Origin of the sequence: Paenarthrobacter nicotinovorans, assembly GCF_021919345.1 — a bacterium.
GTDB lineage: Bacteria > Actinomycetota > Actinomycetes > Actinomycetales > Micrococcaceae > Arthrobacter > Arthrobacter nicotinovorans.
Genome location: NZ_CP089293.1, coordinates 2773610 through 2786737 on the forward strand (window position 1 = coordinate 2773610; position 13128 = coordinate 2786737).

General features: G+C 63.8%; 12 protein-coding genes. 7 read left to right on the forward strand and 5 right to left on the reverse strand.

Annotation, left to right across the window (positions count from 1 at the left end; all coding sequences use genetic code 11):
• Window positions 1-26: 26 nt before the first annotated feature.
• Genes JMY29_RS12900 through mtrA form a run of 3 tightly spaced genes read right to left on the reverse strand, consistent with a single transcriptional unit; the run spans window position 27 to window position 4346 of the window.
• Window positions 27-1745: an LpqB family beta-propeller domain-containing protein gene (locus JMY29_RS12900; protein ID WP_018776441.1), complete on the reverse strand. Its 1719-nt coding sequence runs from the start codon at window positions 1743-1745 to the stop codon at window positions 27-29.
• Entirely contained in the window at window positions 1742-3700 is a 1959-nt protein-coding gene (gene mtrB / locus JMY29_RS12905) for an MtrAB system histidine kinase MtrB (RefSeq protein WP_055971959.1), read from the reverse strand. Before mtrB ends, JMY29_RS12900 begins: the two co-directional genes overlap by 4 nt.
• Window positions 3672-4346, reverse strand: a complete 675-nt coding sequence (mtrA, locus tag JMY29_RS12910) for an MtrAB system response regulator MtrA (RefSeq protein WP_018776443.1) — start codon at window positions 4344-4346, stop codon at window positions 3672-3674. The genes mtrB and mtrA overlap by 29 nt, the downstream gene beginning before the upstream one ends.
• 515 nt (window positions 4347-4861) lie before the next feature.
• Here mtrA and JMY29_RS12915 point away from each other — a divergent pair.
• Genes JMY29_RS12915 through JMY29_RS12940 form a run of 6 tightly spaced genes read left to right on the forward strand, consistent with a single transcriptional unit; the run spans window position 4862 to window position 10908 of the window.
• Complete coding sequence (locus JMY29_RS12915) at window positions 4862-5842, forward strand: DUF7847 domain-containing protein (RefSeq protein ID WP_018776444.1); 981 nt, start codon at window positions 4862-4864, stop codon at window positions 5840-5842.
• A 50-nt stretch (window positions 5843-5892) separates the two neighbouring features.
• On the forward strand, window positions 5893-6531 hold the full coding sequence (locus tag JMY29_RS12920; protein WP_179128288.1) for a DUF4129 domain-containing protein: 639 nt from the start codon (window positions 5893-5895) through the stop codon (window positions 6529-6531).
• Complete coding sequence (locus JMY29_RS12925) at window positions 6528-7727, forward strand: DUF4350 domain-containing protein (RefSeq protein ID WP_189075175.1); 1200 nt, start codon at window positions 6528-6530, stop codon at window positions 7725-7727. Before JMY29_RS12920 ends, JMY29_RS12925 begins: the two co-directional genes overlap by 4 nt.
• The gene (locus JMY29_RS12930) at window positions 7724-8842 is read left to right on the forward strand and encodes an AAA family ATPase (RefSeq protein ID WP_189075176.1); all 1119 of its coding nucleotides are present in this window, start codon (window positions 7724-7726) and stop codon (window positions 8840-8842) included. The genes JMY29_RS12925 and JMY29_RS12930 overlap by 4 nt, the downstream gene beginning before the upstream one ends.
• 29 nt (window positions 8843-8871) lie before the next feature.
• Complete coding sequence (locus JMY29_RS12935) at window positions 8872-10164, forward strand: DUF58 domain-containing protein (RefSeq protein WP_189075177.1); 1293 nt, start codon at window positions 8872-8874, stop codon at window positions 10162-10164.
• A gap of 24 nt (window positions 10165-10188) precedes the next feature.
• Window positions 10189-10908: a DUF4166 domain-containing protein gene (locus JMY29_RS12940; protein ID WP_189075178.1), complete on the forward strand. Its 720-nt coding sequence runs from the start codon at window positions 10189-10191 to the stop codon at window positions 10906-10908.
• On the opposite strand, the gene JMY29_RS12945 is transcribed toward JMY29_RS12940, so the two are convergent.
• Window positions 10905-11939: a uroporphyrinogen decarboxylase/cobalamine-independent methonine synthase family protein gene (locus JMY29_RS12945; RefSeq protein ID WP_018776450.1), complete on the reverse strand. Its 1035-nt coding sequence runs from the start codon at window positions 11937-11939 to the stop codon at window positions 10905-10907. The two genes, JMY29_RS12940 and JMY29_RS12945, sit on opposite strands and share 4 nt — an antisense overlap.
• A gap of 3 nt (window positions 11940-11942) precedes the next feature.
• Window positions 11943-12332: a chorismate mutase gene (locus tag JMY29_RS12950; protein WP_018776451.1), complete on the reverse strand. Its 390-nt coding sequence runs from the start codon at window positions 12330-12332 to the stop codon at window positions 11943-11945.
• Between the two features lie 92 nt (window positions 12333-12424).
• On the opposite strand from JMY29_RS12950, the gene JMY29_RS12955 reads away from it, so the two are divergent.
• Window positions 12425-13081 carry an NADPH-dependent F420 reductase gene (locus JMY29_RS12955; RefSeq protein ID WP_189075179.1) on the forward strand — a complete coding sequence of 219 codons (657 nt, stop codon included), beginning with the start codon at window positions 12425-12427 and terminating at the stop codon, window positions 13079-13081.
• The last annotated feature ends 47 nt before the right edge of the window (window positions 13082-13128 follow it).

The window sequence follows — 13128 nt, forward strand, 5'->3', positions numbered from 1 at the left end:
CTATGTGGATACTCTGTCCGCAGGTCTCACCCTGGGAAAGCCGGCTCCGTGGGACCTTTGAGTTGCAGCTCCCAGCCGTTTCCGACCCGTTGGAAGATTCCGGCCTCGGATTGGCCGAAGATCTGCTCGGGACCATTGCCCGCGCTGATGCTGGTCAGGCCATCCCAGGGTGCGAGTTGTTGTGCTTCACCCGATGCGAGGGAGAGCAGCTCCGGAACCACTGTGGACGTGGCCGAAGCGGACATCACTGCCACGGTCGAAGCATTCACCCAGACTCCCTGGTCTGCCGCCCCGGTGGTGAGGAGCGTGATGGGAGCAGTGAGATCCTTGGGCACGCCATCGGGATTCCGGACGATGCCGGCGATCTGCACGGTGGATTTCCCGTTGGCCTCGGAAATGACCAGCGCCCTGGTTCCCTCCCGGGAAACCCTGAAGTCCTTCACGGTGCGACCGGAAAGCCATGACGGGGTTATGGTCACGTTGGGAATTGCCATACCGGGCGCGATGCCGGTGGGTTTGTAGGCCACCACTTCTGCCGCCCCGTTGGCCCCCGGACCCGCTGTCCACACCCAGTCCTGCGGACTGAAGGATGGACCGGTGAGGGTACTTCTGGTAGTCAGCTGGCGGGCGGGCTGGCCGGGTTCGATCGAATAAAGGGTGGTCTTGTCCCCGTTGAGGAAGGCAGTTGTCTGGGATGCCGGTGATTCGGCAGGCGAATGCGGACCGAGCCCGGCGACCGACTGGATATCGGGGAGCGGCGTGATCCGGTTGTTTTCGTAACGAACCAGCTCGCCGTTGTTCACCGCGATCTGCCGGGCCGGAACGGTCTTGTCCACCACTGGTGGCAGGACCGTGCCATTGTCTTCCACACGGACCAGGTCCTGGTCTGCCCGCAATTGCACGTTGATGACATCCGGTTGGCTACGGAACGTTAGAGCCAACTGGTTCTGCATCCTTTGGCGGTCTTCCGCAGAAGCGTCGAACAACTCCTTGGCCGAGAGATCCACCTGCGCAGCACCTGAAACGACCGGAACGGATTCACGCGCGAGCTTCATTCCTGACGGGAAGGCACTGACAACTGCCCCCCGCAGATACGGCGCCGGACCGGCCAGCAAGGCACTGGTCATGGATTTGACCGTGTTCTTCTTGATGAACCACCGGTAATCGGGCACCGCATAGGTGAAGGTTGGGTCATAGAAGTAGATGGGGAACGCTCCGTAGATCACCTTGAACGTTTCCTCGGGAATCGCGGTTCCGTCCGGCACCTTGGAGATCCGCCACTGACCCTCCACCTGTTCGAGCGTCAGCGGGATGGTCTCCTTGGTCCCGGGCGGGTATTGCGTCGCAACGCCGTCGGCGTCCACGGAGTAGGCGAGGTCGAGCACGTAAAGGTACTCGTTTTCCCCGGAGGACTTGACCACTTCTGCCTCGCGGAAAACGATCGCCCGCTTATCCGGCTTCCACGTAACCGACTGGGCCTGCGTCAAGTACTGGCGGGCCACAGGATAGTCATCCTCATAGCCGCTGCCGGCCATGTAGAAGTCCTCGATGATCGCTTCGGGACTTGATCCCTCACGGGGCGCAGCGGGGAAAAACACCGGTGCGTTGGGATTTCCAGCGCCTTCGTCCTTGCTCTTGCCAACCGGGCCCGAACGCGGAATCTGTGCACAGGATGAGAGCAGCAGCATGATGACAGCCAACAGCGCGAGGATTACCCCGCGGCGCCGGCGTCCGGGCTGAGTCATGGCTTCTCCCCTGCTTCGTGATCCCGGGCGGCCGGCTCTTCGCTGTCCGATGAGGATTCAGGCGCGGTGCTGGTGTTTTCAGTACCGATCACAAGTACTTGGCGCTCACTTGCGGAACCGGGGAAATCAATGTCTGCAGGCTCAAGCAGCAGCGGGGACTTGACGATCGAACCTCCCTGCCGGAGAGGCAGTGTCAACCGGAAGTTGGATCCGGAGCCCTTTTGGCCCCATGCCTGCAGCCACCCGTTGTGGAGTTTGGTGTCCTCGGCCGCGATTGAAAGGCCAAGGCCGCTGCCACCAGTGGTCCGGGCACGTGCGGGGTCCGCGCGCCAAAAACGATCGAATACCCGGGCCGCCTCAGCCTGGCTCATACCTATGCCGTGGTCCCTGACGGACACGGCCACGGCGTCGTGGTTGGCCGCGACCGAAATATGGATCGGTTTGCCTTCGCCGTGTTCAAGCGCGTTCAGCAACAGGTTGCGGAGGATCCTTTCGATTCTCCGCGAATCCATCTCCACGATGATGTTCTTCTCCCGCGCGTTGAGGCGGACTTCCGAACCGTACTCTTCGGCCACGGGAGCCGCGCCTTCCATCACATGGGCTACGACCTGGAAGATGTCCTGGGGTTCGGCGTCGAGGACAGCGGCACCAGCGTCGAAGCGGGAGATTTCCAGCAGGTCCGACAACAATGACTGGAAGCGCTCAACCTGGTAGTACAACAACTCGGCCGACCTCTTGTTCATGGGGTCGAAATCCTCACGGGCATCGAAGAGGACTTCGGCCGCCATCCGCACGGTGGTCAACGGAGTTCGCAATTCGTGGGACACATCGGAGACGAAGCGTTGCTGCATCTGCGACAAAGTAGCCAACTGGGTGATCTGTTCCTGAAGGCTTGCCGCCATGTGGTTGAAGGATGCGCCCAACCTGGCTACTTCGTCTTCGCCCTTCACAACCATGCGTTCCTGCAGCTGCCCTGCAGCCAGCTTCTCCGAGACGACGGCGGCATGGCTGACCGGACTGACGACGTTTCGCGTGACGTACCAGGCAATGGCACCGATCATCAGGACAAGGGCTGCACCTCCTGCCCACAGAACATTCTGGATCTCGTCCAGGGTCTGTTGCGCGGTGTTGAGGTCGTAAATCAGGTAAAGCTCATAGACAGTGCCATTGAAGGTGACTTTGTTTCCAACGGCAATGCCGGGGCGGTCCTCATTGCCCACCGGGAATTGGGTAGGTGCCCAGAACTGTTGCTTGCCACCTTCTTGAACGGCCTTGCGGAGGTCGGGGGGTATTACCCGGATGGTCAGCTGGTCCGAGGCACGCGACTCGACCCACCGGTTGCGGGGTTTGGTCTGCTCCGGTGCCGCTTCGAAGACATACCTTCGCTGGATGACCGAGCCGCGGCCTTCGACTGCTGTCAACGTGTCGTAGACGAGGGTGATGACGCTCGACTGGTCGGTGACCTGTGCGCCGTCGAACGTGTCCTGGACTTGTTTGACGTTGTAGCGGGACTCCGATTCAGCCTGGGCCAGGCGTTCCTGGAAGAGGTTGTTGGCGATCTGGTTGGACAGGTAGGCGCCGACGATCGCGAAGGATGTAACGGCCAGCAGCAAGGTGGTGAGGACCGTGCGGAACTCCAGGGAACGCCGCCAGCGGCGGAGGATCGAACGCCACAGGAAGCGCAACCCCGGTTTGATCTGGCGTACGCCGATGGAAACGAGGCGGGAAACCCGAAGGACCAGGATCAGCCCGCGACGCGTCCAGATCCGGGCACGTGAGAAGAACCACGGCAGGTTCCGGACCGGCCGCGGTGGTGATGGTTCCGGTGTGGACGGCAGAGCCGGGCTTCCGGTACCCACGCCTTCTGCGTCAGGACCTGATGATCCCTGGGCTTCTTCAGGCGTGCCGGTCTTCCCGACCGGAGACTCAGGAACCTGCTTTATATCCGACACCACGCACCGTCAAAACGACCTCAGGCGCTTCAGGATCGCGTTCAATCTTGGAGCGCAGACGCTGGACGTGGACGTTGACCAAACGCGTGTCAGCGGCATGCCGGTAGCCCCAGACCTGTTCCAGGAGCAATTCACGGGTAAAGACCTGCCACGGCTTCCGCGCCAAGGCAACCAGGAGGTCGAACTCTAGGGGAGTAAGCGAGATGCGGTCTCCCCCACGGGTCACCAGGTGACCGGCGACGTCGATGGTCACGTCCGCAATGCGCAAGGTCTCGGGGGCCTTCTGGTCGCCCGGACGCAGTCGCGCACGGACGCGGGCAACCAGTTCGGCGGGCTTGAAGGGCTTCGGAACGTAGTCGTCTGCACCGGATTCGAGTCCGCGAACTACATCCGAGGTGTCCGACTTGGCGGTGAGCATGACGATCGGAACATCCGATTCCCCACGGATTTGCCGGCATACCTCGATGCCGTCAGAGCCAGGCAGCATAAGGTCAAGCAGCACAAGGTCCGGCTTGGACGAACGGAACACGTCCAGTGCCTGGCCGCCATCTGCGCAGAACACCGGCTCGAAGCCATCATTCCGCAGGACGATGCCAATCATCTCTGCGAGTGCTTCGTCGTCGTCAACTACCAGAATGCGTGCCTTCATAGTTATATATTCCCTTATCACCAAGTCTTTGTCCTGTCGGGCGCCGTGCACGGCATGGCGCCCAAGGGGCAGTTCCACCGTACTGCACCGGGGCGCGGCACGCCCGCAAACACTGCTCGTGCGGCGGGCTATGAGGGACGACGGCGGGACTATAGGCTGGGTGCGAAGGTCCGCCTGGGGGACGTCGACTGTCGGCGGACCGGACCTCATGGGGAGGAAACGTGTCACAGCCAGACCACGGCCATCATTCGCCGACAGATGGCCAGCCGGCGTCGGGAAACCAGCCACCATACGGGATGCCGCCCGGTGGTCAAGTACCGGGTGGCCAGGTGCCCGGGGCACAGCCTGCGTGGGGTAACCAACCGCAGTGGGGCGGACCGCCGGCGTGGACGGCCCCCCAAAACCAGGCACAGAATTGGCAGGGCGCCCCTGGTCCTGCATGGCCACCGGGACCTCCGTATGGCCAGCCTCAGTACATAGCTCCTCCCAAACCGGGAGTCATCCCGCTGCGTCCGTTGCAGTTCGGCGAAATCCTGGACGGATCCTTCCAGACGATCCGTCGCAACGCTGCCTCCATGTTTGGCTCGGCGTTGCTCGTGCAGGCGCTGGGAGCAGTCTTCACCGGCGTTATCTCACTGGTGATGCTCCAAATGACGGTCTCCCTGGAATCAGTGGACTCCAGGGCTGAATTCACTGAAGCCATGGGCCCGATTTTCGCCATTATGGCGGGAGCCCTCGGGGTCACGCTGCTGCTTGGATTCCTCGGGTCTGTCCTTCAGGGTGTTCTGGCAGTCCCTGTCGCCCGTTCCGTCCTCAACCGGCGGACGGGCTTCAAACAGATGTGGAAGCTTGCCGGGAAACGGATCCTTCCCTTGTTGGGCGTTGCCGGGCTGTTGACCATCGGCGGAATACTGGCTTGGGCCGCCGTGGTAGGCATCGCAGTGCTCCTGTTGACCGCGATGGGACCCGGTGCGCTGTTGATTGTCCTTCCCCTCGGCCTTGGCTCCATCGTCGTCTTTGTTTGGATCGCCCTGAAACTGATGCTTTCGCCGGCCGTCATCGTGGTGGAGCAAACGGGCGTCTACGACGGCCTCCTCCGGTCCTGGCAGCTGACCAAAAACAATTGGTGGCGGATATTCGGGATCACCCTGGTGGTGACACTGATGCTGGGAATCATCGCCCAGGTTGTCCAGATCCCGGCATCCCTGGCTGCAGCATTCATCAGCGAAACCGTGGCACCCCATCCCGATGCTGAAACCACCACTTCCATGCTTGTCATCACCACTGTCATCACCGCCGCAATCCAAGCCCTCGTGGGATCGGTGACGTTCGCTTTCCAGTCCTCTGTCTCTGCGTTGATCTACATGGATCTCCGCATGCGGCGCGACGGCCTTGATGTTGAGTTGATGAGGATGCTGGAGACGGGCGCCAACCCTGACGGAGTGCCCGGCGGCCCCTCGGCTGCGCCGGGTCCTGTCGGCTGGCCCACGGTATGACGGCATCACCCGTAGCAGTGATTACTCCTTTGTTATCGATGGAACCACCTGTGACTCCGGAGCGCGACGAAGCCCGGCGCTGGGCCATCGAAGAACTTGGAAAACCCCAATATTCCGATGCCCGCCCCGGATGGCTGGACCAGCTATGGCGTGACTTCCTTGATTGGCTTTCATCGTTGGAGGGCGACGGAACAGGTCCGGGCACCAACTTCGCCCTGCCCGCGATTGTTGCCATCGCCGTGGTGCTCATCATCGTGGCGGTTTTCGTGGTCCGACCCCGGCTGAATGCCCGCCGCGCCAACCGCACCGATGACATTTATGGTGCCGACGCCACCGCCGACGCCGACGGTTACCGGAGACGGGCGTCAGCTGCTGCCAACGACGGCGACTGGGCGGCCGCCGTCGTCGATCAGTTCCGGGCTTTGGTGCGATCGGCGGAAGAGCGGGACATCATCGATGTCCGGGCCGGCAGGACCGCGGATGAAGCATCGGCGCAACTGGGGCAGGTCTTCAGCACGGTGCAACCGCGCCTGGGTGCAGCAGCCCTCCTGTTCGATGCCGTCCGCTACGGTGAGCAGGGTGCAACCCGCGCCGACTATGAGTCCACCCGCGGGCTGGATGCCGAATTGCTGACGATGAAGCCCGACTTTGACGGCGCCGTCCACACTGGATTCGCGGTGCCCCGATGACACTGACCGCCAAACAGCCCGCTCAGGATCATGAGGCAGGATCCCCTGTCCCCTCCCCCGGGCAGGCTTTCACCCAATGGTTCCGGAAACACCTGACGTGGATTGCGCTCGGCGCACTTCTGGTGGGTTTGGTGACGTATCTTGCCGTCACCAGCATGTCCGGCGGGACGGACTCCCGGGCGCTCTCCGCGCGGAACCCGGCCCCCGATGGGGCAATGGCCGCGGCGGAGATCCTGGGACGGCACGGAGTGGCCCTGACCACCACGGAATCATACGACGACACGGTGTCGGCGTTGTCGGATAAGGACCAGACCACGGTCTTTCTCTATGACCCCCGCGGGTACCTCGACCAATCCCGGATTCAGGACCTCGCGGCAGCCGCAGACCGCGTGGTGGTGGTCAAGCCAAGGCTGCGAACACTCAACGGGCTTGGTCCCGGATTCCGTCCCGGCGGTGTGATTCCCGAGGGCCAAACGGTCATCGAACCTGCCTGTACCGTGGAGGATGCCACGGTCTCGGGCCCGGTGTCAGCGCAGGGCTCCGTCTATGCGGGACCCGAGATGTGCTACTCCAGCCGCGGTGACGGGCCCGGTTTGTATGCAGCATCAACCGACGGCCGGTTGATAGTCCTGGGCAGCACGGACCTGGTGGACAATGAGCATCTTGCCACGCAGGGCAACGCCGCACTGGCGCTTCGTACACTGGGGAACAACCCCGACCTCATCTGGTATCTGCCCGGAGTCAAGGACATCTCCGCGACCGATACGGCTCCCACACTCAGCGAACTTGCACCCAAATGGTTGGCTTACGCAGGGCCTTGGCTGGGCATCGTGACTCTGCTGGCCATCGGCTGGCGTGGGCGGCGGCTTGGACCCCTTGTTTTCGAACCACTTCCCGTTGTGGTCAAGGCAGCCGAAACGGCCGAAGGAAGGGCACGGCTTTACCAGGATGCGCGGGCAGTGGAACGAGCGGCCGGGAACCTGCGGGCGGGCACCCTGACCCGCCTTGCCCGCCATTTCAACCTCGGAGCGGACGCAAGCACGGACGCCGTAGTGGACGCATCCGCCCGGCGGCTGGGGAGGCCGGCCCCGGAAGTTCGGTCAGTCCTGGTCGACTTCAGGCCGGGAACCGAAGGACGACTGGTGCAGTGGGCACAAGAGCTTGAACGAATAGAACAGGAGGCCAGGAGCCGATGAGCAGCCAGCCGAACAGTTACACGGACTCAAACAGCCAGTACGCGGGCGGGGCGATGCCACGACACGCCCCGATGACACAAGACGACGCCGCGCCGCAAGGCGATGCCTCGACACAGCACAACCAAGTGCCGGCCAGCGACGAAAGCCACCAGCGTCAGGTTGCCGGGGACCCGGCGCGCCAGTCGCTGCTGAATGTGCGTGATGAAGTCGGCAAGGCCGTCGTCGGGCAGGATCCCACTGTGACCGGGATGCTGATCGCTCTGCTCTGTGGCGGGCATGTCCTGTTGGAGGGTGTTCCAGGTGTGGCGAAAACGCTCCTGGTGCGGGCGTTGTCCACGGCTCTGAGCCTGGACACCAAGCGTGTTCAGTTCACCCCGGACCTGATGCCGGGCGACGTGACGGGCTCGCTTGTCTATGACTCCCATTCCTCGGAATTCACGTTCCGCGAGGGCCCTGTCTTCACCAACATCATGTTGGCCGACGAAATCAACCGGACGCCGCCCAAGACCCAAGCTTCATTGCTGGAAGCGATGGAAGAGCGGCAGGTGTCGGTTGATGGCGTCTCGCGTCCCCTCCCCGTCCCTTTCATCGTGGCGGCAACCCAGAACCCGGTGGAGTACGAAGGAACCTACCCCCTCCCGGAAGCTCAGCTTGACCGCTTCCTCCTCAAATTGACCATGCCGCTGCCCGGACGGGCGGAGGAGATCGAGGTCATTCGACGCCATGCCAATGGCTTTGACCCGCGGGACCTTGCTGCGGCCGGGGTACGGCCGGTGGCGGGCGCCTCGGACCTTTCATCGGCGCAGGCTGCAGTTGCACAGGTTGCCGTTGCTCCGGAACTTCTGTCTTACATCGTCGACATTGTCCGCGCGACCAGGTCCGCTCCGTCCTTCCAACTGGGCGTCTCCCCCCGTGGTGCCACCGCACTGCTCAATACGGCCAAGGCGTGGGCCTGGCTGTCCGGCCGGACCTTCGTGACACCCGACGACGTCAAAGCTTTGTCACTTCCGTGTCTCCGGCACCGGGTGGGGCTCCGGCCCGAAGCCCAAATGGACGGTATCCAGGTGGACGACGTCCTGGGGAGCATTCTCGCCTCGGTTCCGGTGCCGCGGTGATCCGAGTCCGCTTGGCCGAGGGGGCCTGAATGGCCATCACCGGTCGCTTCGTAGTGCTGGCCCTGGCAGGGTTGGTGCCACTGGTGCTGTTCCCGTCCTGGCCGACGGTACTGCTGGTGTGCGTGGTCCTGGTACTGGCGCTTGTTCTGGATCTGCTTCTGGCAGCGTCCCCGGCAAAGCTTGTCCTGGAGCGTCTGCAACCCGGGAATGTCACATTGGCAGGCAGCGCGGAATCTGTGGTGTCGGTGACCAACGCCACCGGACGGAAACTGAACGCCGTCATTCGGGATGCGTGGCAGCCGTCCGCCGGAGCCACGAATCCCGTGCAGCGCTTGGCCGTTCCTGCGGGCGAGCGTCGCCGGATGACTGTAACGTTGGTTCCCAGGAGACGCGGGGATCTGGAAAGCCCGCACGTGACCATCCGCTCGTCGGGGCCCTTGGGTTTGGCGGCCCGACAACGCACCCGGCCACTCCCCGGGCAGTTGCGGGTGTTGCCACCATTCCATTCGAAACGCCATCTTCCCTCCAAGCTCAGGAAGCTCCGTGAACTGGACGGCCGCGCAGCGGTGCAGATCCGCGGTGCCGGAACCGAGTTCGACTCGCTACGGGATTACGTCCGGGGCGATGACGTCCGGTCCATCGACTGGCGCGCCACCGCCCGCCGCACGTCCGTGGTGGTCAGGACCTGGCGCCCGGAACGCGACCGTCGCGTCGTCGTCGTGCTTGACACGTCCCGAACAGCGGCCGCCAGGATAGAGGACGAACCGCGGCTCGATACGGGAATCGAGGCAGCGCTGCTGCTTGCGGTGCTGGCCGAACGCGGCGGGGACCGCGTGGACTTCCTTGCGTATGACCGGAGGCTCCGCGCCAGGGTCGAGTCGGCGTCCAAGGGGAACCTGCTGGGGCAGCTCGTCCAGGCAATGGCGCCGTTGGAAGCAGAGCTGATCGAACTTGACTGGCAGCAGATCCCGGGGCAAGTACGCGCCGTGTCGGCGCACCGTTCGCTGGTGGTGCTTTTGACGGCGCTCGACGGCGGGGCCCCCGAAGAAGGACTGCTCCCCACCGTGGCGCAACTGTCCCGCCAGCACGTGGTGATTGTTGCTTCGGTTCGCGATCCCCTGCTTGCGGCGATGAAGGCCGAACGGACCACGGCCAGCCAGGTGTTCCGGGCCGCCGCTGCCGAACGCGCGCTTCTTGAGCGCGCGGCAGTCACTGCCCAATTGCGCCAGCTTGGTGCCGAAGTGGTGGATGCCGAACCGCTGGACGTGCCGCCTTTGCTCGCCGATACCTACATAAGGCTCAAAGCAGCCGGTCGTCTCTAGTTTCCAGATCCAGGAAGGACAGCCATGAACGCGCCAATTTACCAGCTTGCCCTCGGTGATGACTTCACCAGGTTGGCTCCGGAAGTGCAGGAGTACTTTTCCCTGGCGGCCGGCTCCGGATCGTATGGCATCGGGGAGGGTATTTTTGACGTCGTCGGTTGCCGGCAGAGGTGGCTGCGGCCCCTGCTCGCCCTCACGGGGAGCGAGCAAGCGTTCTTCCCGGAGTACGGTGAGGGCATTCCTTTCCGCATCGAGAACCACGCACACGTTGACCCGTTCGGCCGTCCGGCCCTGACGGCCAGGCGGGAGATCTACTTCCCCACCGGCACGCGGCTGTTCCACGATACGACGAGCGCCGTCCTGCCGTCGGGACAGCAACCCAACGAACGGGCGCGCTTGGTGGACCATATTGGCCGGTATCGCCGCCTGGTCACGGACCTTGACGTCACGGTTACCGATGAAGGCCGCCTTCGCGGTATTTCCAGGGCGAGCCGGCTGTTCCTGGGACCGCTGCGCCTTCCCCTCCCAGCCGCGTTGGATGCGAAAGCCTACGCAGAACAGTGGTGGGATGAGGCCGAGGGCAAGCACCGCATCCAAGTCAAAGTGATCCAGCCGCAGATCGGCCTGGTGCTGGTGTACGCGGGTCGTTTCGACTACCGGCTTGCGCCCTATCTGCCGGGCGCCGCCCCCGGCACGGCCCTTCCGCGCTATGCCGAACCGGACCGTTGGGAGCCGCGGATCTAGCCCTGGGCCAGTTGGTCCAGGCCATCGGCAACCTTTGTCAGCTTCGTCAGCACGTCCTTGGCCGCCGACGGCGTAAAGTCCGCCAGCCCCGTGGAAGGTGTGACCCGGAGACCGGCAAGGCCGGAGGCCTCCAGGCCGAGCTGGCGCCAAGGCTTCCAGATGCTCTCCACAACGTCGGAGGTCTTGGGTAGCAGGGCCCTGGGATCGCCGGTCGGCAACGCACCGGCCCATACCCGCTTCCCGCCCTCCACGGCACCGGCGAGCTGCTCCCATTGGCGTGTAGTCAGCGCCCTCAACGGCACCGCCACGCCGTCGGCACCCGCGGCGAGTATCCGATCAATGGGTGCTTCGATTTCCGGGACGGAAATGACGGTCTCGACGACGCCCGCAGCTTTGAGTGCGTCGATCACCAACCGCCACGCGCCAGTGACTTCCTCGCCGTCGATGGATCTCAGCGTTCGGTAACCGCTCGCCGTCGGGATGGTCCCGGCCATGACTGAAGCGATCTCCGGTTCGTCCACCTGGACCACCAGGCGGGCGCCAGGTACGGCCGCGGAGAGTTTGCGGAGGTGTTCCGCTACGCCCGCCGCCAAAGAATCCGCAATGTCCCGCCTGGCGCCGTAGTCCAGCAGCGCGCGTTCGCCGTTGTGCAGGTGAAGGCTGGCGGCCAGGCTCAACGGGCCCATCAGCTGGATCTTGAGTTCAGTCGCTGAGACGTCCTCGGCACCGGCCACGTCGGCCAGAATGTTGATGTCCGTTGCCAGGGCCGAGCTCGCGCGCCGTTCATCCTTGCCGGGCCTGTCCACCAAACGCCATCCATGCGGCTGGACGTCGATGTCCAGGTCCACGAGCAGTGAACCCGTCCGGCCGACGGCATCGGACCCGACCCCGCGGGCCGGCAGTTCGGGCAGGAAAGGAAGATGCGGGTCCCCCAGCTCCCCGCGGATGATCCGGATGGCCTCGGCGGGATCGTTACCCGGCCACGGCCCCAGGGCAGTCGCGCTTGCACGCAGGTCAGTCACAGAGGACATGGATCAGGCCTGCTGGCTGGAAATCTGGTGATCCTCGGCGATGGCCTCGTGGTGGCGGATCACTTCGCTGATGATGAAGTTCAGGAATTTCTCGGCGAAGGCAGGATCAAGGTGGGCGTCCTCGGCAAGACGGCGGAGCCGGGCTATCTGGGCAGCTTCACGGCCCGGGTCCCCGGCCGGCAGCTTGTGGGTTGCCTTCAGCACTCCCACCTTCTGCGTCGCCTTGAACCGCTCCGCGAGCAGGAAGACCAAGGTTGCGTCGATGTTGTCGATGCTGGACCGGATGGACAGCAGTTCGTCCATGACGGAGCGGTCAACGTGGCCGGCCAGGGAGCTCGCGGCCGGGTTGAAGGAATCGTCGTCATGGGGAAGGGCATTGTTCTGCTCGGTCATGCATCCAAGTCTATGGTGCGGGACGCAGTGTTTTCCGCGTATGAAGCGGAGCACAATGGCACCATCACTGCAGTTTCGGCAAAGGAGCTTTCATGGAAATCGCGGTTCTGGGCACGGGGATGGTGGGCCATGCATTGGCTGGCAAGCTGGTGGAGCTGGGCCATGAAGTCACTATGGGGTCGCGGGAATCAGGCAACCCCAAGGGCATGCAGTGGGCGGAACAGGCGGGAGCCCGGGGGCATGCGGGCTCGTTTGCGGAAGCGTGTTCCCGGTCCGGCCTGATCATCAATGCCACGCCGGGAACAGTCAGCCTGGCCATCCTTGCCGAGGCGGGTGCGGACAACCTCAACGGAAAGGTCCTCCTTGACGTGTCCAACCCGCTGGATGGCTCCAAAGGCTTTCCGCCCCCTCTGACGGTTTGCAACACGGACAGCATCGCCGAGACCATCCAACGGAGCTACCCGAAGGCCCGTGTGGTCGAGTCGCTCAATACGGTCAGTGCACCGGTGATGGTGGATCCGGGCCGCCTTCCCGGGCCCCATGACATGTTCATTGCGGGCGACGACCTGGACGCCAAGTCCACCGTTTCTGCTTTGCTGCAGGAATTTGCGTGGGAACCCGGGCACATCCGGGACCTGGGTGGACTGGACGCGGCACGGGGCATGGAAATGTGGTTGCCGCTGTGGCTGCGGATCTTCATGCAGCAGCCGCAAGGGAAGATGTTCAACATCGCCATCGTCTCCGAGTAGCTGCCCGGCCATAGCCCGGAAAGGCGCGCCCCGCACCGCAGGACGCG